The following is a 23,041-nucleotide window of genomic DNA, read 5'->3' as shown; positions in this document are numbered from 1 at the left end:
CGGGATTTTCTCACCGGAGGAGCTATGCCGTGGATTTTGTTACTGATTAGCCTGCTGTGCGCGCCGCTTCAGGCCGCGACGATACCCGGCGTTACCGCCGCAACCACTACTCACACTTCTGCGCAAACCAGCGAACCCGATGTTGAACAGAAAAAAGCGGCCTATGGCGCGCTGGCCGATGTGCTGGAGAATGATGAATCACGCAAAGAGCTGATCGACCAGCTGCGTAAAGTCGCCACCACGCCGCCGCAGGAGCCAGTGCCGGTCATCTCGCCGCCCGCCATTGAAGAGCAGAAAACGGTGCTGGAGAAGGTTACCGAAGTGGCGGATTACTATGGCGAGGCGCTCTCGACCCGTTTTGCCCAGCTGTGGCGCAATATTACCGGCTCGCCGCACAAAGCCTTTAACCCGCAAACCTTCACCAATGCCGCCAGCCACTTCATGCTGCTCGCGGTGCTGGTCTTCGCCTTCTGGTGGACAGTGCGTTTCTGCGTCTCGCCGGTTTACCGCCGCATGGGCGCCTGGGGGCGGCGTAAAAACCGCGACAGTAGCAACTGGTTACAGCTGCCGTCGATGATCGTCGGGGCTTTTATTATCGACATCATGCTGCTGGCGCTGACGCTATTTGTCGGCCAGGTACTGCGCGCCAATCTTACCGGCGGTAACAGCACTATCGCTTTTCAGCAGAGCCTGTTTCTTAACGCCTTCGCGCTGATTGAGTTTTTCAAAGCGATTCTGCGGCTTATCTTCTGCCCGCGCATTCCCGATCTGCGCCCGTTTCATATTCGCGATGAGACGGCGCGCTACTGGCACCTGCGTTTGAGCGCGCTCAGCAGCCTGATTGGCTATGGGCTGCTGGTGGCGGTGCCGATTATCTCCAATCAGGTGAACATTCAGTTCGGCGCGCTCGCCAACGTGGTGATCATGCTCTGCATTACCCTCTGGGCGCTCTACCTTATTTTCCATAACAAGCGCGAGATCCAGCACAACCTGATCCTGCTGGCAGACCGCTCGCTGGCCTTCTTCAGCCTCTTTATTCGCGCCTTTGCGCTGGTGTGGCACTGGCTCGCCAGCGCCTACTTCATCGTGCTCTTCTTCTTCTCGCTGTTCGATCCGGGCAACAGCCTGAAGTTTATGATGGGCGCCTCGTTGAGCAGCCTGGCGATCCTTAGCGTCTCCGCGTTTATCTCCGGCGTGCTGTCGCGCTGGCTCGATAAAACCATCACCCTGTCGCCACAGGTGCAGCGCAACTACCCGGAGCTGCAAAAGCGGCTTAATGGCTGGCTATCCGCCTCGATGAAGACCGCCCGTTTCCTGGTGGTCTGCACCACCATCCTGCTGCTGTTAAGCGCGTGGGGGCTGTTCGATTTCTGGCACTGGCTCAATTATGGTGCCGGAGAGAAGGCGGTCGATATTCTGATCCGCATTGCGCTGATCCTCTTCTTCTCCGCCGTCGGCTGGACGCTGCTGGCGACGATTATTGAGAACCGGCTGACATCCGATATTCACGGCCGCCCGCTGCCCAGCGCGCGCACGCGTACCCTGCTGACGCTGTTTCGCAACGCGCTGGCGGTGGTGATCAGCACCATTACGGTGATGATTGTGCTTTCAGAGATTGGAGTGAATATCGCGCCGCTGCTGGCGGGTGCCGGGGCGCTGGGGCTGGCGATCTCGTTTGGTTCGCAAACCCTGGTGAAGGATATTATCACCGGCATATTTATTCAGTTCGAGAATGGGATGAACACCGGCGATCTGGTGACCATCGGCCCGCTTACCGGCACGGTGGAGCGGATGACTATTCGTTCCGTCGGCGTGCGTCAGGATACCGGCGCGTACCACATCATCCCGTGGTCATCGATCACCACCTTCGCCAACTTTGTGCGCGGGATTGGCTCAGTGGTGGCGAACTATGATGTCGATCGTCATGAGGATACCGATAAGGCCAATCAGGCGCTGAAAGATGCGGTGGCGGAGCTGATGGAGCAGGAGGAGATTCGCGGTTTGATTATCGGCGAGCCGAACTTTGCCGGGTTAGTCGGGCTGACCAACACCGCCTTTACGCTGCGTGTCACCTTCACCACCCTGCCGCTAAAACAGTGGACGGTGCGTTTCGCCCTCGACACGATGGTGAAAAAGCATTTCGACCTTGCCCACGTACGCCCGCCGGTGCAGACCTACCAGATGGTGTCGGCACCGGAAGGGATCGGGCAAGCGCAACCGGCGGCGAATGCCGGTACGCCGCCCGCACAACCTACCCTCTAAACCGGCTCTGTGCCCAGCGTTTACGCTGGGCCTCGTCGAGGAAGGTCCAGGCGATAAAGCGGCTCTGCTTCTGCCCCTGCGCCATCTCCTTTTTCACCACTTTTACCGCGCCGACCTGCGTCAAGGCGCGGTAGAGTTCCGGCAGGTTGTCGCCGCGCGACACCAGCGAGGTGAACCACAGCACCTGGCGGGCAAACTGCTTGCTCTCGGCAATCATCGTCTTGATAAAGGCCACTTCGCCGCCTTCACACCACAGCTCCTGCTGTTGGCCGCCGAAGTTCGCCGCGTCCGTCACAGACTGGCCAAGGTTGCGTCGCTTGCGCTCGCTGTTTGCCTGCGCGCTCTGCGCCGAGTCATGGAAAGGTGGGTTACAGATAACGGCATCGTAAGATTCATTTTTATGAATGATGCCGGTGAGGATCGCCGCCATATCTTTCTGGCGACGCAGACGCACCGCGCGGGTCAGGCCAGGGTTGGCGGCAATGATTGCCTGCGCGCTGGCAAAGGCTTCGGCGTTGACTTCACTGCCGGTGAACCGCCAGCCATATTGATGGGCGCCAATCAGCGGATAGATGCAATTCGCACCGGTGCCGATATCGAGCACGCTGGCCTGTGCCGGAATAGTGCCGTTATCGCTCTCTGCCAGTAGATCGGCGAGGTGGTGCAGATAATCCGCGCGGCCCGGCACCGGCGGGCAGAGAAAGCCGTCCGGGATATCCCACTCGCGCACGCCGTAGAAATGCGCCAGCAGCGCCTTGTTCAGGGCTTTCACCGCCTGTGGATCGGCAAAGTTAACGGTCTCTTCCCCGTTCGGATTGCGCGTGATAAAGGCGCGCAGCGACGGGTTGACGGCGCACAGGGCGTCGAGGTCGTAGCGGCTATGGTGGCGGTTACGCGGGTGCAGACCCGGCTTCTGGGCATTCATGGCATTCTCCTGTTAACAGCGGCGTAAGATACCCGTTGACGCCAGCCGGGTAAATAAGGGAGCCTGAAGAAACTTTTTGCCATCAGGAGACGCTATGTATTTTTATGAGCCCGCGAAAGGTCATGGCCTGCCGCACGACCCGCTGAATGCCATTGTCGGCCCGCGCCCTATCGGCTGGATCGCCTCGCTGGACGGGCAAGGCCGCCGCAACCTGGCGCCCTATAGCTTCTTCAACTGCTTTAACTACCGCCCGCCGATCATTGGTTTCGCCAGCAGCGGCTGGAAAGATAGCGTGCAGAATATCGTTGAGAGCAAAGAGTTTGTCTGGAACTTAACCACCCGCGATCTGGCGGTACAGATGAATGAGACCTCCGCATCGCTGGCGCACGGCGAAGATGAGTTCGCCCGCGCCGGGCTGACCCCGGCAGAGAGTCGACTGGTGCGCGCCCCGCGCGTGGCGGAAAGCCCGGTTAACTTTGAGTGCCGTCTTTCGCAATGCATTCAACTCACCGCCGCCGATGGCAGCCCGATTGAGAGCTGGTTGGTACTGGGGGAAGTGGTGGCGGTGCATATTGATGAATCGCTGCTCGAAGAGGGCATCTACCAGACGGCGAAGGCGCAACCGGTGCTGCGCGCCGGAGGACCGTCCGCTTATTACGGTATTAGCGAGGATCAGCGTTTCGATTTAGTCAGGCCGGATAATCGTTAATCAACGCCGCCAGGCTATTAAAACGATTATCTCTGAAACGGCGTAGGCCGGATAAGCGTGTAACGCGCCATCCGGCAATGGGATTACCTCGGTGGAATGGTTCCGTTCACCAGAGATTGGGGAGTTTCATTAATCTCTTATGCGGTGAACGGGACAAGGGGGGGACCGCTCCCCCCTTGTCAATCCCCGCGGCCCCGCGAGGAAATCGGTGCTGCGCACTGCGCTCACCTCCCGCGTGCCTGACTGCGGCCGGCTCGACTCGACATCCTGTCTCGGTTCGCCTCTGTCCGCCATCCATGGCGTCCAGACCTTGTCATTCACGCTTCGGTTCGCCGATTTCAGCGGGGGTCAACACCGTCGCTGCGAGACCGCAGGTAAAAGCAATATTGGTGTGGCTGTAGGCTCGTTTTGGTAGGCCGGATAAGGCGCAGCCGCCATCCGGCAATTGTGCCGCGAAGATAATGCCGGATGGCGCGTAAACGCTTATCCGGCCTACGCCGTTCCAGCGGCTTCATTCCCTTACGCCTTATCCGGCCTACAACTTCATGCCACCTTATAGCGTCTATACTTAATAGCTATACAGGAGGAAATTATGGCTTCAGGTTGGGCAAACGACGATGCAGTACAGCAGCAGATCGACAGCACCATTGAGGATGCGGTCGCCCGTGCGCGCCGGGATATTCCGGGTGGTGAGAGCCTTACAGAGTGCGAAGAGTGCGGTGAAACCATTCCGGAAGCGCGGCGAAAAGCGATTCCCGGCGTGCGGCTGTGCGTGAAATGCCAGCAGGAGAAAGATTTACATAACTCGACATATTCAGGATATAATCGCAGAGGATCGAAGGATAGCCAGCTGCGCTGACTTTTCCTGACGCTTCGCGGCAGGATAAGCACTTACCTTTACCTTCACACTTTTCCGCTTCGCTTGTCGCAAAATGTGCCGCTTATCTCCGCGTGGCGAGGTAGTGCTCCCATTTCCTGCTTTTTTATCTTTTTAACCTTTATGCTTCAAAAACTTAACTATTGTTCAATTTTTTAGAACAAGGCTTTCAATTCTCTTCGATTTTCTCGCTGATAAAAAACTGTGATACTTATCACATCGACGGAACATCGTCCCAAATTCAGTATAACCTGCGAGAGAAACCCTATGAACGCCATTAAATATGCTGTTGCTGCTGTCGCATTATCCACCCTCTCTTTCGGTGCTTTTGCGGCTCAGTCTGTTAACCCTGCTCAGGCAGGCGAGCTGAACAAAATCGGTGTGGTATCCGCCCACGGCGCAACCACGCTGGACGGCCTTGAAGCACGCCTGGCAGAGAAAGCCAAAGCGGCAGGTGCTTCTGGCTACAGCATTCTGTCTACCACTGGCAATAACAAGCTGAGTGGCACAGCGGTTATCTATAAGTAACCTGACCCGCGTTTTACCCCGGCATTTTAACCCTCTGCCGGATGCACCACCCTCATTGACCCTTATTGCCCTTTGCATGGCCCGTCCAGGATTGTGACGGGCTTTTTTTTATCCAAATGTCGCCGCGACGTGCGCCAGCCCCTCTTCCAGCGTCTGCGCTTCACCGCTTGCCATCAGGCAGCAGGCCAGCTGCACCTTTAATGACTCCGGTATTGCTTCGCGTCCGCTCAGGCAACCCTCGATCCAGCGCGCGGTGCTGTCGGCATCTTTCGCCGCACCCGCAGCAGCAGGTTCAACCACCGCATCACTGCGGGCAAAAAGCACGCGCTCGCCCACGGGATCGATCAGGTTCATCTGCGGGCAGCGCTGCGGGTTGGCGTACACTTCCCCTTCGGTGCCCTGCATCAGCAGCCCGCGCCCGCCGATATCAGCGAAAAATTTCCCTACGCGGGTGAGGTACTCCGGGTGCGACACGCTGGAGAGGCGCAACGCCGCCTCTTCGGCAAAGGGGGTCGCCAGCTTCGCCAGCGTGTGCGCGCTGTTACGAACGCCCATACGCCAGCGTAGACCCAGCTGATCCTCCAGCGGCGGGCAGAGGGCGCTTACCGGAATATAGACCGGCTGATGCCCCTCCAGCTTCGCCTGCGCCTGGCCAGCAAGCGTGGTGGCTTCAATGCCCAGCAGGGCGAAAATCGTCTCACTGACGACGCGGGTCGGATCTTCACTGACGCCGTGCACCACCACCGGAAAGCCCAGTTTGTTGAGCAGAATCGCCAGCAGCGGCGTCAGGTTCGCCTGCTTGCGCGCGCCGTTATAGCTCGGGATAACAATCGGCATCGGTTTCGCCACCGGCGGCGTCAGCTTCATTGTCCGCTCCTGCATCGCCGCGTAGAAGCCGCGCATTTCGGCCTCGCCTTCCCCTTTAATACGCAGCGCAATCAGGATCGCGCCCATCTCCAGTTCCGGTACCTCGCCGTTGAGCATCCTCGCGTAGAGGCTGCGGGCGGTGTCAATATCAAGGTCGCGGGCGTGATTTTTGCCCCGGCCAACCTCTTTAATGATGGTGCGGTAATCCATGGACTCTCCTTGCGTGCTCACATCGTTAACGGCGCTTGCGGCGCTTCTGTTCTGGTTTCTTCACTATAACGTCAGGCATCGGCGGTTGGGAAATTGGAAATATTGGCAGTGCATCAAGCAGGCGTTTCCCATAACTCTTGGTCAACAGCCGCTTATCGTAGATCACCACTTCACCGCGACACTCATGGCTGCGGATCAGGCGCCCGACCTGCTGAATCAGGTTAAACGAGGCGCTCGGCAGGCTCTGCACTTCAAAGGGATAACGCTTGAGGCTTTTGAGCCACTCGCCTTCGGTGATCACCACCGGGCTGTCGATGGGCGGGAAAGCAATCTTATGGATATGCACCTGGGTGAGGTAATCCCCCTTCAGATCCAGCCCTTCAGCAAAGGATTGCAGGCCAACCAGCACGCTGCGTTCACCGCCGTCGATGCGTTTTCGGTGCGACTCCACCAGCCGGTAACGGGGCTGATCGCCCTGCACCAGCAGCAACAGACGCAGATCGGGCACATAGGTAAGAAAGAGCTGCATCGCGCGCTGGCTGGCGAATAGCACCAGCATTCCGCGGTGCGCTCTGCTCTCCACCTGTTCACGAAACCAGGTCGCCATCTCGGCGATATGCTGCTCTTCGTTCTCCATCAGCGGCTCGTAGCGCATCTGCGGAATAATAATCTTCCCCTGATCGACATGGTTGAACGGCGAGTCGAGGCTGACAAAGCGGTCGCCCGCTTTCTCCTTCAGCCCGCTCATCTCCTGCAAGCGGTTGAAGCTGTTGAGCGAGCGCAGGGTCGCCGAGGTGACGACGATATGCGGCACGCTGCGCCAGAGCAGCTTTTCCAGCTGGTCGCTGACGCGAATGCCGACGCAGTGAAACTGCAGGTGCAACTGCCCGTCGCGCACGTCGCGCGTTACCCACTTGGAGACCGGGGCGCCGGAGGCTTGCGCCATCGATGCCAGCCGCCAGAGCTTGCTCTGACTCTCAAACATCCCAAGCGCCCGGTTCATCTGCAAAATCACCCGGTGCAGACGCACAACGTCATGGCTGCCGGTTTTCTCGCTGAGATCGTTGAGAAACAGCTCCGCCAGCCCGCGCAGCATCTCGGTCAGTTTCGCCAGCCGCTGGCAGATCTCCATCACTTCATCCGGCAGTTCGCCCATCGTAAAGCGGTGTTCTGCCTCCTGCCCGGCGGGAAGATAGAGATTGAGAATGGCGTTGAGGGAGGAGATCAGTTCAAACAGCTCTTCGCAGTGGGCGTTGAGCCGCTCGGGCGTGGCCAGCGGCGGCAGGGTTTTTGGGCGAAACTGCTCAAGGCAGGTCGCCACCAGTTTGGTGAAGAGATCGAGTTGCAGCTGATACCAGCCTGCGGTGATCTCTGCCGACATCTCCAGCGCATCGCGGGCTACATCCGGCAGATGGTGGCCCTCATCGAGCACCAGCAGCAGGTTTTTCGGCTCCGGCAGCACCGCTTCGCTCTCCATCGCCGCCATCACCAGCGCGTGGTTGGCAACCACCACTTCCGCTTCCTGGATCTCCCGACGCGCCACAAAGAAGGGGCACTCGCGGTAGTAGTGGCAGTTACGGTTCAGGCAGCCTGCTTTATCGGTGCTCAGGCGTCGCCAGAGATCGTCGCTGATGGCTTTATCGGTGTGATCGCGCAGGCCATCCCACTTGTAGCTGTCGAGATCGGCTTTCAGCGATGCGCAGCGCGTCTGCTCCTCTTTGTTGCCGGGCGTCAGTTCGTCATCAAGAAAGGCCAGCAGATCCTGCTGATTGGGATCGCTGCTGGCGAGTGCGGCAAGATTGCGCGGGCAGACATAGCGCCCGCGGCCAAAGGCGGCGGTAAAGCGTAAATCGGGAATAATTTTGCGCAGCAGCGGCAGATCTTTACTGAAGATCTGATCCTGTAGGGCGACGTTGGCGGTGCTGACCACCAGCGTTTTCTGCTCTTCACGGGCAATGGCAATGCCCGGAATAAGGTATGAGAGGGTTTTACCGACCCCGGTCGGCGCTTCAATCGCCAGATGGCGGCCCTCATCGCCCGCCAGCGTTTTTGCCACGTCAGCAATCATCTGACGCTGCGGCGCGCGGGGAATAAAGTCCGGGATCTGTTGTTGCAACGCCTTATACCAGGCGGCAATTTGCGCTTTTAACGCGGCGGTAAGGGCCATTCGATAACCTGAAGTACTGTATAAACGGCCACTATTGTGGCACTTTTTCGCCCGCAGGGGCGAACGCTTTTTGCCGTTATGGAAGCCTGCTCGTAAATCGCACGTCAGGCAGACGATACTTTTCGCAAAGCCGATCACAAATTGGCAGATCCATTTATGAAACCGCTTCCCGACGCGTTGAACATTTATATGGTCAATGCTAGCTTTTTATCTGCATTACGCTTGTTACCGAATATCGGGCAAAACCTAAATGCAGACTGAGGGGATCAATCCGTCCCTGGCTGTATTTATGTTTTGCCCGTTTTTGTTTGCAGGAGTTGGCGATGCTGGTCAAACAAATATTAAATAATAACGTTGTCAGCGCCCTCGATGAGCACGGCTTTGAGGTAATTCTGACCGGGCGCGGCCTCGGGTTTAATACCCAGAGCGGTGACCGCGTCAATATGGACGCCATTGAGAAGATATTCCACCTGAAAGACTCCCAGCTCTCGGCCCGTTTTAAAGATCTGGTGAGCGAAGTGCCGGTGGAAATTGTCCAGTTAACCGCGGATATTGTCGCCCTCGCGTGCGAAACCCTGCCGCATAAATTAAGCGACGGGCTGTATGTCACCCTTGCCGATCACCTCCATTTTGCCCTGCAACGCAGTGAAAAAGGCGAGAGTTTAGCCAACCCGCTGGAGTGGGAAGTGCGCCACTTTTACACCGCCGAGTACGCCATTGGCCGCCAGGCGCTGGGCATGGTGGTGGCGCGCACCGGCACGCTGTTACCGGACAGCGAAGCGTGCAGTATCGCCCTGCATATTGTGAACGCCGGGCTGAACGATACGATGGGAAAAACCACGCAAATTACCCGGCTTATTTATCAGCTGCAAAATATCGTCAGATACTTTTTTACCCTGCCGCCCGATGAGCACACCCTCAATTACCAGCGCTTTATTACTCATTTAAAATTTTTCGCGCAGCGGGTGATTGCCGGGGAGGTATTAAACAACGATGACGAGGAGTTATTTGCCATGGTTGAGCGCCGCTATCAAACGACGCTGAAGTGCGTTAACGCCATCAGCGAGTTTGTCGGCAAACATTATCACCACACCATGAGCAACTCCGAGAAGCTTTATCTGACCGTGCATATCGAAAACGTGGTGCAACGGTCGGCGTAATTCACCCGGCAGGCAGATATGCCTGCGGCGTGAAAAATGAATTCCATCCAGGCTTGTTACTGTTAAATCAGGCAAACCCCAGAGGAAACAAGGTATCGGCCGGGGCCGATGTTTGTTGATGACGCCAGAAAATCGGCGTCTGTCTGGAGGAATGAGCATGAACTACCCGCAAACCGCGCAGAAGATCATTGCGCATATCGGCGGCAAGGAGAATATCCTGTCGCTGTTTCACTGCATCACCCGCCTGCGTTTTCTCCTTCACGACCATGACAAGGTCGACCGCGCGGCGCTGGAAGCGCTGGATGGCGTGATCGGCGTGAATATCTCTGGCGATCAGTACCAGCTGATTATCGGTAATGAGGTCGCCCCACTCTGCGAAGCGCTGCTGGCGCAACTGCCAGGCGTCTCGTCCAGTGCCAGCAGCAGCAAACGGCGTAACCTGGTGTCGGTGGTGCTGGAGGGGTTATCGAGCATCTTCTCACCGATCATTCCGGCAATTGCCGGAGCCGGGATCCTGAAAGGGGTGCTGGCACTGATGGTCGCCATGCAGTGGCTTCAGACCAGCAACCAGACCTACCAGATCCTGCTCGCCATCAGCGACGGCGTCTTCTACTTTATGCCGCTGGCGCTGGCTTTCAGCGCCGGGAATAAGTTTGGTGCCAACCCCTACGTCGCCGTGGCGCTCGCCGCCACCCTCTTCCACCCGGCGATCCAGACGCTGTTTAAATCCGGCGCGCCGGTGAGCTTTCTCGGCCTGCCGGTGCCAACGGTCAATTACGCCTCGACGGTGATCCCGATTCTGCTGGCGGTGTGGCTGTTAAGCCGGGTGGAGAAGCTGATTGACCGCATCATGCCCGGCGTGCTGAAAACGATGTTTGTGCCGCTACTGAGCCTGGTGATTGTCGCGCCGATTACGCTGATGGTTATCGGGCCGCTCGGTATTTTCGCCGGCAATGCGCTCTCCGGCGGCATTATCTGGCTGGTGGAGAACATGGGCATCGTTGCGGGCGTGGTGGTGGGCGGCACGCTGTCGATGATCATCATTACCGGCATGCACTATGTGCTGGTGCCAATCATGATCAACAACATCAGCACCATGGGTTTCGACCCGTTCAAAATCCTCTTTTATGTCGCCAACCTCGGCCAGGCGGGCGCGGCTTTCGGCGTGTTTATTCGCGCACGCGATAAGAAGCTGAAGTCGCTGGCGCTCTCCACCAGCTTCAGCGCGATGATGGGCATCACCGAACCGGCGATGTACGGCGTCAATATCCGCTACAAACGCCCCTTTGCCGCCGCGCTGCTGGGCGGCGCGATTGGCGGCGGCTTTGCGATGGCGATGGGGGTGAAAACCTACGCCTTTGCCCTCAGCGGCTTGCCCGGCCTGCCGGCGCTGGTCGGCCCGACCTTTCTCTGGGCGATTGTCAGTATCGCGCTCTCCTTTGTCTCCGCTGCCGTGCTGACGGTGATCCTCGGTTTCGAAGAGAAGGTGGTTGCAGGCGTCAGCCCGGTGAAGATTGCGCGCGAGGAGGAGCGACTCTTCGCCCCGGTTAGCGGCACGCTGAAAGCCCTCAACACCCTGAGCGACCCGGTCTTTGCCGATGAGATTTTCGGCAAGGGGCTGGCTATCGACCCGAGCAACGGCGAGCTGCGTTCGCCGGTCAACGGCAAGGTGGAGTCGCTGTTTGAAACCCACCACGCGCTGGCACTGGAGAGCGATACCGGCGCCGAAATTCTCATCCACATCGGTATCGACACGGTGAAACTCGGCGGCAAGCACTTCACCAGCCATATCGAGGCCGGGCAGAACGTGGAGGTGGGCGATCTGCTGGTCAGCTTCGATCTCGCCGCGCTGCGGGCAGAGGGGATCGATCCGAGCGTGATCGTGGTGGTCACCAATAGCGAACAGTACGGCGATATCAGCCCGGTGAAAACAGATGGCGATGTCGCCAGCCGGGACGCATTTCTCACATTGACCGCAAGCGCGGCCTAAGGAGCACATCAGTGGCTTATTCGAAATCATTTCCGGAAGGGTTTTTATGGGGCGGCGCAACGGCGGCCAACCAGCTTGAAGGGGCATGGAATGTCGACGGCAAAGGGCTCTCCGTCTCCGATGTCTACACCTTCGATATCAACACGCCGCGCGAGCGCTGGCTCGATCAGTGGCTGGGCATGACCCACGCGCAGGTGCGCGAAGCGCAGGATCCTGACAGCAAAAAGTACTACCCGAAGCGCAAAGGCAACGACTTCTACCACCACTTCAAAGAGGATATCGCGCTGTTTGCCGGTATGGGCTTCAAGTGTTTTCGTATGTCGATCGCCTGGACGCGCATCTTCCCGCGCGGGGATGAGACCACGCCCAACGAAGCAGGGCTGGCGTTTTATGACGAGGTGTTCGACACGCTGCGCACGCACGGCATCGAGCCGATTGTCTCGCTCTCGCACTATGAAATGCCGCTGGCGCTGGTCACCGATTACGGCGGCTGGCCAAACCGCCAGCTGGTCGATTTCTATGTCCGCTTCGCCACCACCGTCTTTACGCGTTATCGCAAAAAGGTGAAGTACTGGATGACCTTTAACGAGATCAACTGCGTGAAGCACCACCCCTATGTCAGCGTCGGGGTGATTGAGGAGGACAACCCGCATCTTGAGCAGGATAAGTACCAGGGCGCGCACCACCAGTTTGTTGCCAGCGCGCTCGCCACCAAAGCGTGCCACACCATTATTCCCGGCTCGCAGATGGGCTGCATGATCAGCTACCAGATGCTCTACCCGCACACCTGCCACCCGGATGATTTGCAGGCCTGCGAAGAGATGCAGCGCGTATCGCTCTTCTTCAGCGACGTGCAGGCACGCGGCTACTACCCCGCCTACACCGATCGCATGCTGGCGGAAAAAGGGGTGACGCTGCAAAAAGTGGTTGGCGATGATGAGATCCTGCGCCAGCACCCGGTCGATTTCGTTTCGTTCAGTTACTACATGTCGAGCACCGTCAGCGCCAACCCGGCATTGCATGACGGCGCAGAAGGCAACCTGATCACCGGTGGCATTCGTAACCCGCACCTCACCACCAGTGAATGGGGCTGGCAGATCGATCCGAAAGGGCTGCGGCTGGCGCTCAATCAGCTCTATGACCGCTACCAGAAGCCGCTGTTTATTGCCGAAAACGGCCTCGGCGCGGTGGATACCGTTAATCCGGATGGCTCCATCGACGACGATTACCGTATCGACTACCTGCGCCAGCACGTGGTGCAGATGCAGGAGGCGATTGCCGACGGCGTTGATCTCTTTGGTTACACCTGGTGGGGGCCGATTGATGTGGTCAGCGCCGGGACGGCGCAAATCTCCAAGCGGTACGGCTTTATCTATGTCGATCAGGACGATATGGGCAACGGCAGCCAGGCGCGCTCGCTGAAGAAAAGCTACCACTGGTATAAAAAACTGATCGCCTCGAATGGCGAAGACTTAGCGGATTAAGGAGCAGATATGTCTGTTTTTCCGAACGACTTTTTATGGGGCGGCGCGATTGCTGCTAATCAGGCGGAAGGCGCATGGGACGAAGATGGCAAAGGGCCCTCTATCGCTGACGTGGTGCGTGGCGGTATCGCTTCCGGTAAACATGATTCGGTGATTGACCCGAACCTCTATTACGCCAGCCACCAGGCGGTCGACTTTTACCATCACTACAAAGAGGATGTAGCGCTCTTCGCCGAGATGGGCTTCAAATGCTTTCGCACCTCGATTGCCTGGTCGCGCATCTTCCCGCGCGGGGATGAGACTACGCCCAACGAGGCGGGGCTGCACTTTTACGACAACCTGTTTGATGAGCTGCTGAAGTACGGCATTGAGCCGGTGATCACGCTCTCGCATTACGAAACGCCGCTGGCGCTCTATCAGGAGTATGGCGGCTGGAAAAACCGCCAGCTTATCGACTTCTTCACCCGCTACTGCGAGACGGTGTTCCGCCGTTATCAGGGCAAGGTCAAATACTGGATGACCTTTAATGAGCTGAACAACATGAACCGTATGCCGTTTGCCACTGGCGCGGTGGATGTTGACGCCAGCCCACAGGAGATTTGGCAGGCGAACCACCACCAGTTCGTCGCCAATGCGCTGGCGAACATGCTCTGCCACGAGATCATGCCCAATGCGCTTATTGGCTGTATGTTGTCGCTGAGCACCGTCTACCCGGCAAGCTGCAACCCGGAGGATATCTTCTCGACCATGCAGCTGCGCCGCCGCTCGCTGCTCTTCTCCGATGTGATGATGCTGGGCGAATACCCGGCGTACGCTAAACGGCTGCTGAACGATCTGGGTGTGAAGCTGGAGATGGCAGAGGGCGACATGCAACTGCTCAAAGCGTACCCCTCCGATTACCTCGGCTTTAGCTACTACCGCAGCGTGCTGCACCAGGCGGGCGGGCAGTTCCGCGTCGATACCGGCGGCACCGCCGGGCTGGATAACCCGTTCCTGGAGAAGACCGAGTGGGGCTGGCCTATCGATCCCCTCGGTTTTCGTATCGTCTGTAATGAGCTGGCGGACCGCTACCGCAAGCCGCTGTTTATCGTTGAAAACGGTTATGGCGGTGTTGATGAGGTGCAGGCTAACGGCGAGATTAATGACCAGGCGCGCATCGATTATGGCCGCCGCCATATTCAGGCAATGGCCGAGGCGATTGCGGATGGCTGCGAGATTATGGGTTACACCTGGTGGGGACCGATTGATATTGTCAGCGCCGGCACCGGCGAGATGAAAAAGCGTTACGGCTTTATCTATGTCGATAAAGACAACGAGGGCAACGGCACGCTCAAGCGCAGCAAAAAGCGCAGCTTTGGGTGGTATCAGCAGGTTATCGCCAGTAATGGCGAGGTGTTGTAAAATCCCGGCCTCTGAAACCGCGCAGGCCGGATAAGCGTGTAACGCGCCATCCGGCAATCGGTGCGGCACGTTGCCTCGGTGGACGGGGTTCAGTAGGCCGGATAAGGCGCAGCCGCCATCCGGCAATGGGTCTGGCATATGGCATTTTGTGGAACGGTTCCGTTCACCAGGCATTGGGGAGTTTCATTAATCTCTTATGCGGTGAACGGGACAAGGGGGGGACCGCTCCCCCCTTGTCAATCCCCGCGGCCCCGCGAGGAAATCGGTGCTGCGCACTGCGCTCACCTCCCGCGTGTCTGACTGCGGCCGGCTCGACTCGACATCCTGTCTCGGTTCGCCTCTGTCCGCCATCCATGGCGTCCAGACCTTGTCATTCACGCTTCGGTTCGCCGATTTCAGCGGGGACACAACCCCCTCGCTGTCATATTGCAGATAAAAGCAAAGTCGGTATCGCTGATACATTGCCGGATGGCGCTGGCGCTTATCCGGCCTACGCCGTTCCAGCGGCAGCGGGCTCCGTTTTGGTAGGCCGGATAAGGCGGAGCCGCCATCCGGCAATCGGTGCCGCGGGGAGAATGCCGGATGGCGCTCACGCTTATCCGGCCAACGCCGTTTCAGTGAGATCGTGTCAGCAGCACCATAAAAAAACCGCCATCCGGCGTAATGCCCGATGGCGGTTTTGAGTGCCGGATAAACCTACCCGGCCTGAACGGAAACAGATTTACGCGGAAGCGGGTTTACGCGGACGACGACGGCGTGCGCCGTTGTTTGCCGGTTTCGCTGCACCGCCATCAAGACGGCGATTGCCCACGGGCTTCGCGGCTCCACCTTCCGATTTCGCGGCTGCGCCGTCGTTGCTACGACGCGGATGACGCGCTTTCGGCGTTTCGCCTTCACTACGGCGCGGTGCGGACTGGCTGCGACCGCCGCCACCGCCCTGCCCGCGTCCACCGCCGCCCTGACGGCCACCGTTCTGACCACGGCCATTCTGGATCGGCTCCGCTTTAATTGACGGATCCGGCTCATAGCCTGCAACCGCAACACGCGGGATCTCTTTTTTCAGCAGACGCTCAATGTCGCGCAGCAGTTTATGCTCATCGACACAGACCAGCGACAGCGCTTCGCCGGTGGCGGCAGCACGGCCGGTACGGCCGATGCGGTGTACGTAATCTTCCGGCACGTTCGGCAACTCATAGTTGACGACATGCGGCAGCTCTTCGATATCCAGGCCGCGCGCGGCGATATCTGTTGCCACCAGCACGCGAATCGAACCGGATTTAAAGTCTGCCAGCGCGCGGGTACGTGCGCCCTGGCTCTTATTACCGTGGATCGCCGCACTGGTGATGCCATCTTTATTCAGCTGCTCGGCCAGGTGGTTGGCGCCATGCTTGGTACGGGTAAAGACCAGCACCTGCTGCCAGTTACCTTCGCCAATCATCTGCGACAGCAGTTCCCGCTTGCGTTTCTTATCCACAAAGTGAACGTGCTGCGTCACCTGCTCGGAAGCGGTGTTACGGCGTGCGACTTCGATTTCCAGCGGGTTGTGCAGCAGTTTTTCCGCCAGCTGTTTGATCTCATCCGAGAAGGTCGCGGAGAAGAGCAGGTTCTGACGCTTCGCCGGCAGCTTCGACAGCACGCGGCGAATATCGTGGATAAAGCCCATATCCAGCATACGGTCAGCTTCATCCAGCACGAGAATTTCCACGCTGTCGAGCTTCAGGGCGTTTTGGTGTTCGAGATCGAGCAGACGGCCCGGGGTAGCCACCAGGATGTCAACGCCGCCACGCAGTTTCATCATCTGCGGGTTAATGCTGACGCCGCCGAAGACGACCATCGAACGAATATTGAGATACTGGCTATACTCCTGCACGTTCTCACCGACCTGCGCCGCGAGTTCACGGGTTGGGGTCAGGATCAGGGCGCGTACCGGACGGCGGCCTTTCGCGTGAGGCTGGCTCTGCACCAGGCGTTGCAACAGCGGCAGTGTAAAACCGGCGGTTTTACCGGTACCGGTCTGGGCGCTGGCCATCAGATCGCGGCCTTGCAGCACCGCAGGGATCGCCTGCTGTTGAATAGGGGTCGGCTCGAGGTAACCCTGCTCCGCAACTGCGCGCAGGATATCCGGATTCAGGCCAAGGGCATCAAATGACATAACAACTCCGCACCGCCCCGACCTGTCACAGGTGTAGTTTTCGAGGAGATAATAGGTAGACTGATGACAAAAACCACAATGTCATGAAGGTGCGGAGTGTATCAGCTTTTGTGATCCGGCGCATAAAATATCCCACGTCAATGTCTCAGCAAGATATCTTCCCGCTTCATTCTCTGAAAAAGGGATAAATTTAGCCCCCCTCACATTTCCTGCGCAAAAATTGGACAACATTTTTCCGGCGTCGTAAAGTTAATCAATCGATTGATTAATTTTATAACCCCTATGAATAGCACACCGACCACCAGCAAAGGCGAACAGGCCAAAAATCAGTTAATTGCCGCCGCCCTTGCGCAGTTTGGCGAGTATGGCCTGCATGCCACCACGCGGGATATCGCCGCCCAGGCCGGGCAGAACATCGCCGCCATCCCTTACTACTTCGGCTCGAAAGAGGATCTCTACCTCGCCTGCGCGCAGTGGATTGCCGACTTTATCAGCCACCATTTTGCGCCACACGTGCAGGCCGCCGAGGCGCTGTTTGCCGAGACCGAGCCTGACCGATCGGCCATCCGCGCGCTGATCCATCGCGCCAGCAAAGAGATGCTCACGCTGCTCACCCATGATGAAACCCTAAACCTGAGCAAATTTATCTCCCGCGAGCAGCTCTCCCCCACTCGCGCCTATCAGATTGTGCATGAGCAGGTGATCGACCCGATGCACCAGCATTTGACGCGCCTGCTCGCCGCCTACACCGGACAGGATGCCGACAGCACGCAGATGGTGCTGCATGCCCACGCCTTAATCGGCGAGATCCTCGCCTTCCGCCTGGTGCGGGAGACCATTTTGCTGCGTGCAGGCTGGACGCAGTTCGACGAAGAGAAAACGGAAATGATCTTTCAAGTCATCACCTGCCATATCGATTTTATTTTGCAGGGATTAACGCACAGGAGTCCGGAGTGATGAAAAAGCGTAGCGTTGTGGTGTTACTCAGCGTGGTGCTGCTGGCGATGCTCGCCGGCGGTTGGTACTGGTATCAAAGCAGGCAGGACGACAGCCTGACGCTGTATGGCAATGTCGATATCCGCACCGTTAATTTAAGTTTTCGCGTCGGCGGGCGGCTGGCGGCGTTGCAGGTGGATGAGGGCGACAGCGTACAGGCCGGGCAGAAGCTCGGCGAAATCGACCGCGCGCCTTATGAAAACGCGCTGTTGCAGGCGAAAGCCAACCTCTCTACTGCCGAAGCCAAATATGCGTTAGCCACCGAAGGCTACCGCGCCGAGGAGATTGCCCAGGCGGCCTCCGCCGTGAGCCAGGCGCAGGCGGCGTACGATTACGCGCAGAACTTCTATCAGCGCCAGCAGGGGCTGTGGAAAACAAAAGTGATCTCGGCAAACGATCTGGAGAATGCCCGCTCGGCGCGCGACCAGGCGCAGGCAACGCTCAAATCGGCGCAGGATAAGTTGCGCCAGTTCCGCGCTGGTAACCGCCCGCAGGAGATCGCCCAGGCGAAAGCGGGCCTCGAACAGGCGCAGGCCGCATTGGCGCAGGCGCAGCTTGATTTGCAGGACACTACGCTTGTCGCGCCGAGCAACGGCACGGTGCTGACCCGCGCCGTCGAGCCGGGCAGCATGCTTAACGCAGGCAGCAGCGTGTTAACCCTGTCGCTGACCCGCCCGGTGTGGGTGCGCGCCTATGTCGATGAGCGCAATCTGCACCAGACGCGACCGGGTGCCGAAATCCTGCTCTACACCGATGGCCGCCCGGATAAGCCCTATCACGGCAAAATCGGCTTTGTCTCGCCGACCGCCGAATTTACCCCAAAAACCGTTGAAACCCCGGATCTGCGTACCGACCTGGTCTATCGCCTGCGCATTATCGTCACCGATGCCGATGATAACCTGCGCCAGGGGATGCCGGTGACGCTGCGTTTTGACGGCGAGGCGCGTCATGAATGAGCGGACTATTCAGATCGACGGGCTGGTAAAACAGTTCCCCGGCATGGAGAAACCGGCGGTGGCGCGGCTGGATTGTAAAATCCAGGCCGGTTATGTCACCGGGCTGGTCGGCCCGGATGGCGCGGGCAAAACGACGCTGATGCGTATTCTGGCAGGGTTGATGAAGCAGAACGAAGGCCGCGTGCGTGTGCTGGGCCTCGACCCTATCGACAACGACAGCGAACTGCATGCCGTGCTCGGCTATATGCCGCAGAAATTTGGCCTCTATGAAGATCTGACGGTGATGGAGAACCTGATCCTCTATGCCGATCTGCGCAGCGTCACCGGCGAGAAGCGCCAGCAGATGTTTACCCGCCTGCTGGCGTTTACCTCTCTCGGCCCCTTTACCGACCGGCTGGCGGGCAAACTTTCCGGTGGTATGAAGCAGAAGCTGGGGCTGGCCTGTACGCTGGTCGGCGATCCGCAGGTGCTGCTGCTTGATGAGCCGGGCGTCGGCGTCGACCCCATTTCGCGGCGTGAGCTGTGGCAGATGGTACATGAACTAGCGGGCGACGGGATGCTGATCCTCTGGAGCACCTCCTATCTTGATGAAGCGGAGCAGTGCCGCGATGTACTGCTGATGAACGAGGGCGAGCTGCTCTACCACGGCGAGCCGAAAGCCTTAACCCGCAGCATGGCCGGGCGCAGCTTTCTGCTCACCAGCCGCGATGAGAATAACCGCCGCCTGCTGCGCCGCATTCTCAGGCTGCCGCAGGTGAGCGACGGCGTGATCCAGGGGCGCTCGGTGCGCATGATCCTGAAAAAAGGGGCCGATGTGCAGGCGATTCACGCCGCGCCAGAGATGCCGCCGCTACAGATTGAGGAGACCGCTCCGCGCTTCGAAGATGCCTTTATCGACCTGCTGGGCGGTGCGGGTGCCGCCGAGTCGCCGCTTGGCAAGATCCTGCACTCGGTGAAGGGCGACAGCGAAGAGACGGTGATTGAAGCGAGATCGCTCACCAAAAAGTTTGGCGATTTTGCCGCCACCGACGAGGTTAATTTTGCCGTCAAGCGCGGCGAGATCTTTGGCCTGCTCGGCCCGAACGGTGCGGGCAAATCCACCACCTTTAAGATGATGTGCGGCCTGCTGGTGCCGACCGCTGGCCAGGCGCTGGTGCTGAATATGGATCTTAAAGTCAGCTCCGGCAAAGCGCGCCAGCGCCTCGGCTATATGGCACAAAAGTTCTCCCTTTACGGCAACCTGACCGTGGAGCAGAACCTGCGCTTCTTCTCCGGCGTGTATGGACTGCGCGGCAGCGCGCAGCGGGAGAAGATGGCGCGAATGAGCGAAGCGTTTGGCCTGGAGACCATTGCCCGCCACGCCACCGATCAACTGCCGCTCGGCTATAAGCAGCGGCTAGCGCTGGCCTGCTCGCTGATGCACGAGCCGGACATTCTTTTTCTCGATGAACCCACCTCCGGCGTCGATCCCCTCACCCGCCGCGAGTTCTGGCTGCATATCAACAGCATGGTGGAAAAAGGGGTGACGGTGATGGTCACCACCCACTTTATGGATGAGGCGGAGTATTGCGACCGCATCGGGCTGGTCTACCGCGGCAAACTAATTGCCAGCGGCACGCCGGACGAGCTGAAAGCGCAGACCGCCGATGACAACCACCCGGACCCGACGATGGAGCATGCGTTTATCACGCTGATCCAGAACTGGGATAAGGAGCATAGCAATGCGCGTTAACGCCCTCTCCTGGCGGCGCGTACGGGCGCTGTGCGTCAAAGAGACGCGGCAAATCGTGCGTGACCCGAGTAGCTGGCTGATTGCGGTGGTGATCCCGCTGCTGCTGCTGTTTATTTTTGGCTACGGCATCAACCTCGACTCCAGCAAGCTGCGCGTCGGCGTGCTGCTTGAGCAGCGCAGCGATGAGGCGCTCGATTTTACCCACGCGCTCACCGGCTCGCCCTATATTGACGCCACAATCAGCAGCGATCGCCAGCAGTTGATTGAGATGATGCAGGCCGGGCGCATCCGTGGTCTGGTGGTGATTCCGGTCAACTTCGATGCCCAGATGGCAAGACCCAGCGAGGTGGCACCGATTCAGGTGATCACCGACGGCAGCGAACCGAATACCGCCAACTTTGTGCAGGGCTATTTACAAGGGATCTGGCAGCTCTGGCAGGCGCAGCGCGCGGAAGATCGCGGCGAAACCTTCACGCCGCTAATCGATGTGCAGACGCGCTACTGGTTCAACCCGGCGGCCATCAGCCAGCACTTTATTATTCCCGGCGCGGTGACCATTATCATGACGGTAATTGGCGCGATCCTCACCTCGCTGGTGGTGGCGCGCGAGTGGGAGCGCGGCACCATGGAGGCGCTGCTCTCCACCGAGATCACCCGCGCTGAGCTGCTGCTCTGTAAGCTCATTCCCTACTACTTTCTCGGCATGCTGGCGATGCTGCTCTGTATGCTGGTGTCGGTCTTTATTCTCGGTGTGCCCTATCGCGGCTCGCTGCTGATCCTGTTTCTGCTCAGCAGCCTGTTTCTGCTCAGCACGCTCGGCATGGGGCTTTTAATCTCCACCACCACGCGCAACCAGTTTAACGCCGCGCAGGTGGCGCTGAACGCCGCGTTTCTGCCGTCGATTATGCTCTCTGGCTTTATCTTTCAGATCGACAGTATGCCGGCGATTATTCGTGCGGTGACCTATATCATCCCGGCGCGTTACTTTGTCAGCACGCTGCAAAGCCTCTTCCTGGCGGGCAATATTCCGCTGGTATTGACCATAAATATGCTGTTTTTGGTGGCCTCCGCCGTGATGTTTATCGGCCTGACGTGGCTGAAAACCAAACGCAGGCTGGATTAAGGAGAAGCCATGTTTCACCGTTTATGGACGCTGATCCGCAAAGAGTTACAGTCCCTGCTGCGCGAGCCGCAAACCCGCGCCATTTTGATTCTGCCGGTGATTTTTCAGGTGCTGCTCTTCCCGTTTGCCGCCACCCTTGAGGTGACCAACGCCACTATCGCTATCTATAACGAGGATAACGGCAAGCACGCGGTGGAGCTGACCCAGCGCTTCGCCCGCGCCAAAGCCTTTACCAACGTGCTGCTGCTGCACAGCCCGCAGGAAATCCGCCCGACGCTGGATACGCAAAAAGCGCTGCTGCTGGTGCGCTTCCCGGCGGATTTTTCCCGCGATCTCGACAGCGGCAAACCGGCGCAGATGCAGTTGATCCTCGACGGGCGTAACTCGAACAGCGCGCAGATCGCCGCCAACTATCTTCAGCAGGTGGTGAAGGATTATCAGCAGGAGCTGCTGGCCGGGCAGTCGAAGCCGAACAACAGCGAGCTGGTGGTGCGTAACTGGTACAACCCGAATCTCGATTACAAATGGTTTATCGTGCCGTCGCTGGTAGCGATGATCACCACCATCGGCGTGATGATTGTCACCTCGCTGTCGGTAGCGCGCGAGCGGGAACAGGGCACCTTCGATCAGCTGTTGGTCTCGCCGCTTGCCACTTGGCAGATCTTTATCGGCAAAGCGGTGCCGGCGCTGATTGTCGCCGCGTTTCAGGCGACGATTGTGCTGCTGTTCGGCATTCTGGCTTACCAGATCCCGTTTGCCGGATCGCTGCTGCTCTTCTACTTCGCGATGCTGGTTTACGGCCTGTCGCTGGTTGGGTTTGGGCTGTTGATCTCGTCGTTTTGCGAAACGCAGCAGCAGGCGTTTATCGGGGTGTTTGTCTTTATGATGCCGGCGATCCTGCTTTCGGGTTACGTTTCGCCGGTGGAGAACATGCCGGTGTGGTTGCAGGACTTAACCTGGATTAACCCGATCCGGCACTTTACCGATATCACCAAGCAGATCTATTTGAAGGATGCCAGTCTGGAGATTATCTGGGGAAGCCTGTGGCCGCTGATAGTGATTGCCCTGTCAACGGGCACTGCGGCCTACGCCATGTTTCGTCGTCACACGACCTAGCCGTTTCTCTTTAGTTAAGAGTGAGACCACCGCCGGGCCGCCAAGGATTGCCAGCCCGGCAAGCGCCAGCAGGTAGTTGTTTTGCAGCACCCGCGAGAGCAGCCAGATGGCAATAAGGGATGCGCCAAAATACCAGGTGGTGGTTAGCTCCTCGAGCACATCGCCGATGCCGCGCCAGCCGGCGTCATGATGGCGCTGGAAAAAGAGCATCAGCAGCACGGTGACGCCATAAAGCACGCACAGCCCCAGCCCCACGTGCACCAGCCTGCCGCTCATCCAGCCCATCACCAGTATCGCCACAATCATCAAATGCAACATAATCTGCCAGCAACTCAGGCCTGTTGCGACACGAACACGTTGTTGCCACTTCATGGCATCTCTCCGCA

18 protein-coding genes are annotated in these 23,041 nt (G+C 58.6%); 13 read left to right on the top strand and 5 right to left on the bottom strand.

From position 1 onward, the window contains the following. Window positions 1-24: 24 nt before the first annotated feature. The gene (gene ybiO, locus BWI95_RS12820; protein WP_076769591.1) at window positions 25-2,262 is read left to right on the top strand and encodes a mechanosensitive channel protein; all 2,238 of its coding nucleotides are present in this window, start codon (window positions 25-27) and stop codon (window positions 2,260-2,262) included. Here the strand turns inward: ybiO and rlmF are convergent. Next, window positions 2,252-3,187, bottom strand: coding sequence for a 23S rRNA (adenine(1618)-N(6))-methyltransferase RlmF (gene rlmF / locus BWI95_RS12815; protein ID WP_054804080.1), 936 nt, complete (start codon window positions 3,185-3,187; stop codon window positions 2,252-2,254). The genes ybiO and rlmF overlap by 11 nt on opposite strands. A 94-nt stretch (window positions 3,188-3,281) precedes the next feature. On the opposite strand from rlmF, the gene BWI95_RS12810 reads away from it, so the two are divergent. From BWI95_RS12810 to ybiJ, 3 genes are all read left to right on the top strand, one after another. Next, a complete protein-coding gene (locus BWI95_RS12810) occupies window positions 3,282-3,896 on the top strand; it encodes a flavin reductase family protein (protein ID WP_054804079.1) in 615 nt (204 codons plus the stop codon). 592 nt (window positions 3,897-4,488) lie between these two features. Continuing rightward, window positions 4,489-4,755, top strand: coding sequence for a DksA/TraR family C4-type zinc finger protein (locus BWI95_RS12805; protein ID WP_042713286.1), 267 nt, complete (start codon window positions 4,489-4,491; stop codon window positions 4,753-4,755). Between the two features lie 285 nt (window positions 4,756-5,040). Then, window positions 5,041-5,301 carry a DUF1471 family protein YbiJ gene (gene ybiJ / locus BWI95_RS12800; RefSeq protein ID WP_054804628.1) on the top strand — a complete coding sequence of 87 codons (261 nt, stop codon included), beginning with the start codon at window positions 5,041-5,043 and terminating at the stop codon, window positions 5,299-5,301. A 108-nt stretch (window positions 5,302-5,409) separates the two neighbouring features. Here ybiJ and ybiB read toward each other — a convergent pair whose 3' ends face one another. Both ybiB and dinG read right to left on the bottom strand, forming a co-directional pair. Next, the gene (ybiB, locus tag BWI95_RS12795) at window positions 5,410-6,378 is read right to left on the bottom strand and encodes a DNA-binding protein YbiB (RefSeq protein ID WP_076769590.1); all 969 of its coding nucleotides are present in this window, start codon (window positions 6,376-6,378) and stop codon (window positions 5,410-5,412) included. A gap of 25 nt (window positions 6,379-6,403) precedes the next feature. After that, entirely contained in the window at window positions 6,404-8,545 is a 2,142-nt protein-coding gene (dinG, locus tag BWI95_RS12790; RefSeq protein ID WP_076769589.1) for an ATP-dependent DNA helicase DinG, read from the bottom strand. 323 nt (window positions 8,546-8,868) lie between these two features. On the opposite strand from dinG, the gene licT reads away from it, so the two are divergent. The 4 genes from licT (at window position 8,869) to BWI95_RS12770 (ending at window position 14,580) form a co-directional block, all read left to right on the top strand. Continuing rightward, window positions 8,869-9,705 (top strand): BglG family transcription antiterminator LicT, encoded by an 837-nt coding sequence (gene licT, locus BWI95_RS12785; RefSeq protein ID WP_076769588.1) that lies wholly within the window; start codon window positions 8,869-8,871, stop codon window positions 9,703-9,705. A gap of 157 nt (window positions 9,706-9,862) precedes the next feature. Further along, window positions 9,863-11,695 (top strand): beta-glucoside-specific PTS transporter subunit IIABC, encoded by a 1,833-nt coding sequence (locus BWI95_RS12780; RefSeq protein ID WP_054804629.1) that lies wholly within the window; start codon window positions 9,863-9,865, stop codon window positions 11,693-11,695. Window positions 11,696-11,706: 11 nt separating this feature from the next. Beyond that, window positions 11,707-13,179 (top strand): glycoside hydrolase family 1 protein, encoded by a 1,473-nt coding sequence (locus BWI95_RS12775; RefSeq protein ID WP_054804630.1) that lies wholly within the window; start codon window positions 11,707-11,709, stop codon window positions 13,177-13,179. Window positions 13,180-13,188: 9 nt separating this feature from the next. Beyond that, window positions 13,189-14,580, top strand: coding sequence for a glycoside hydrolase family 1 protein (locus tag BWI95_RS12770; RefSeq protein WP_076769587.1), 1,392 nt, complete (start codon window positions 13,189-13,191; stop codon window positions 14,578-14,580). A gap of 721 nt (window positions 14,581-15,301) precedes the next feature. Here the strand turns inward: BWI95_RS12770 and rhlE are convergent. After that, window positions 15,302-16,732, bottom strand: coding sequence for an ATP-dependent RNA helicase RhlE (gene rhlE, locus BWI95_RS12765; RefSeq protein WP_076769586.1), 1,431 nt, complete (start codon window positions 16,730-16,732; stop codon window positions 15,302-15,304). A 282-nt stretch (window positions 16,733-17,014) separates the two neighbouring features. Between rhlE and cecR the strand changes: the two genes are divergently transcribed. The 5 genes from cecR to BWI95_RS12740 are packed head-to-tail and all read left to right on the top strand — an operon-like array spanning window position 17,015 to window position 22,655. Then, window positions 17,015-17,689 (top strand): transcriptional regulator CecR, encoded by a 675-nt coding sequence (gene cecR, locus BWI95_RS12760; RefSeq protein ID WP_054803696.1) that lies wholly within the window; start codon window positions 17,015-17,017, stop codon window positions 17,687-17,689. Then, the gene (gene hlyD / locus BWI95_RS12755) at window positions 17,689-18,684 is read left to right on the top strand and encodes a secretion protein HlyD (protein ID WP_054803697.1); all 996 of its coding nucleotides are present in this window, start codon (window positions 17,689-17,691) and stop codon (window positions 18,682-18,684) included. Before cecR ends, hlyD begins: the two co-directional genes overlap by 1 nt. Next, on the top strand, window positions 18,677-20,416 hold the full coding sequence (locus BWI95_RS12750) for an ATP-binding cassette domain-containing protein (RefSeq protein ID WP_076769585.1): 1,740 nt from the start codon (window positions 18,677-18,679) through the stop codon (window positions 20,414-20,416). Before hlyD ends, BWI95_RS12750 begins: the two co-directional genes overlap by 8 nt. Continuing rightward, window positions 20,406-21,539 (top strand): ABC transporter permease, encoded by a 1,134-nt coding sequence (locus BWI95_RS12745; protein WP_076769584.1) that lies wholly within the window; start codon window positions 20,406-20,408, stop codon window positions 21,537-21,539. The genes BWI95_RS12750 and BWI95_RS12745 overlap by 11 nt, the downstream gene beginning before the upstream one ends. Before the next feature lie 9 nt (window positions 21,540-21,548). Further along, on the top strand, window positions 21,549-22,655 hold the full coding sequence (locus BWI95_RS12740; protein WP_054803698.1) for an ABC transporter permease: 1,107 nt from the start codon (window positions 21,549-21,551) through the stop codon (window positions 22,653-22,655). Here the strand turns inward: BWI95_RS12740 and BWI95_RS12735 are convergent. Beyond that, window positions 22,608-23,027: a YbhQ family protein gene (locus BWI95_RS12735; protein WP_054803699.1), complete on the bottom strand. Its 420-nt coding sequence runs from the start codon at window positions 23,025-23,027 to the stop codon at window positions 22,608-22,610. The genes BWI95_RS12740 and BWI95_RS12735 overlap by 48 nt on opposite strands. Window positions 23,028-23,041: the final 14 nt, after the last annotated feature.

Source organism: Kosakonia cowanii JCM 10956 = DSM 18146, assembly GCF_001975225.1.
Taxonomy (GTDB): domain Bacteria; phylum Pseudomonadota; class Gammaproteobacteria; order Enterobacterales; family Enterobacteriaceae; genus Kosakonia; species Kosakonia cowanii.
The sequence above is the reverse complement of the archived record's forward strand: the minus strand, read 5'-3'. Positions and strand labels throughout refer to the sequence as shown.

What these genes read in the sequence shown, in the direction of transcription:
- BWI95_RS12735 (WP_054803699.1), bottom strand. Translation starts at nt 23,027, where the DNA reads ATGAAGTGGCAACAACGTGTTCGTGTCGCAACAGGCCTGAGTTGCTGG.
- rhlE (WP_076769586.1), bottom strand. Translation starts at nt 16,732, where the DNA reads ATGTCATTTGATGCCCTTGGCCTGAATCCGGATATCCTGCGCGCAGTT.
- BWI95_RS12780 (WP_054804629.1), top strand. Translation starts at nt 9,863, where the DNA reads ATGAACTACCCGCAAACCGCGCAGAAGATCATTGCGCATATCGGCGGC.
- ybiJ (WP_054804628.1), top strand. Translation starts at nt 5,041, where the DNA reads ATGAACGCCATTAAATATGCTGTTGCTGCTGTCGCATTATCCACCCTC.
- licT (WP_076769588.1), top strand. Translation starts at nt 8,869, where the DNA reads ATGCTGGTCAAACAAATATTAAATAATAACGTTGTCAGCGCCCTCGAT.
- BWI95_RS12750 (WP_076769585.1), top strand. Translation starts at nt 18,677, where the DNA reads ATGAATGAGCGGACTATTCAGATCGACGGGCTGGTAAAACAGTTCCCC.
- dinG (WP_076769589.1), bottom strand. Translation starts at nt 8,545, where the DNA reads ATGGCCCTTACCGCCGCGTTAAAAGCGCAAATTGCCGCCTGGTATAAG.
- ybiB (WP_076769590.1), bottom strand. Translation starts at nt 6,378, where the DNA reads ATGGATTACCGCACCATCATTAAAGAGGTTGGCCGGGGCAAAAATCAC.
- BWI95_RS12810 (WP_054804079.1), top strand. Translation starts at nt 3,282, where the DNA reads ATGTATTTTTATGAGCCCGCGAAAGGTCATGGCCTGCCGCACGACCCG.
- BWI95_RS12740 (WP_054803698.1), top strand. Translation starts at nt 21,549, where the DNA reads ATGTTTCACCGTTTATGGACGCTGATCCGCAAAGAGTTACAGTCCCTG.
- cecR (WP_054803696.1), top strand. Translation starts at nt 17,015, where the DNA reads ATGAATAGCACACCGACCACCAGCAAAGGCGAACAGGCCAAAAATCAG.
- BWI95_RS12745 (WP_076769584.1), top strand. Translation starts at nt 20,406, where the DNA reads ATGCGCGTTAACGCCCTCTCCTGGCGGCGCGTACGGGCGCTGTGCGTC.
- hlyD (WP_054803697.1), top strand. Translation starts at nt 17,689, where the DNA reads ATGAAAAAGCGTAGCGTTGTGGTGTTACTCAGCGTGGTGCTGCTGGCG.
- ybiO (WP_076769591.1), top strand. Translation starts at nt 25, where the DNA reads ATGCCGTGGATTTTGTTACTGATTAGCCTGCTGTGCGCGCCGCTTCAG.
- BWI95_RS12805 (WP_042713286.1), top strand. Translation starts at nt 4,489, where the DNA reads ATGGCTTCAGGTTGGGCAAACGACGATGCAGTACAGCAGCAGATCGAC.
- BWI95_RS12770 (WP_076769587.1), top strand. Translation starts at nt 13,189, where the DNA reads ATGTCTGTTTTTCCGAACGACTTTTTATGGGGCGGCGCGATTGCTGCT.
- rlmF (WP_054804080.1), bottom strand. Translation starts at nt 3,187, where the DNA reads ATGAATGCCCAGAAGCCGGGTCTGCACCCGCGTAACCGCCACCATAGC.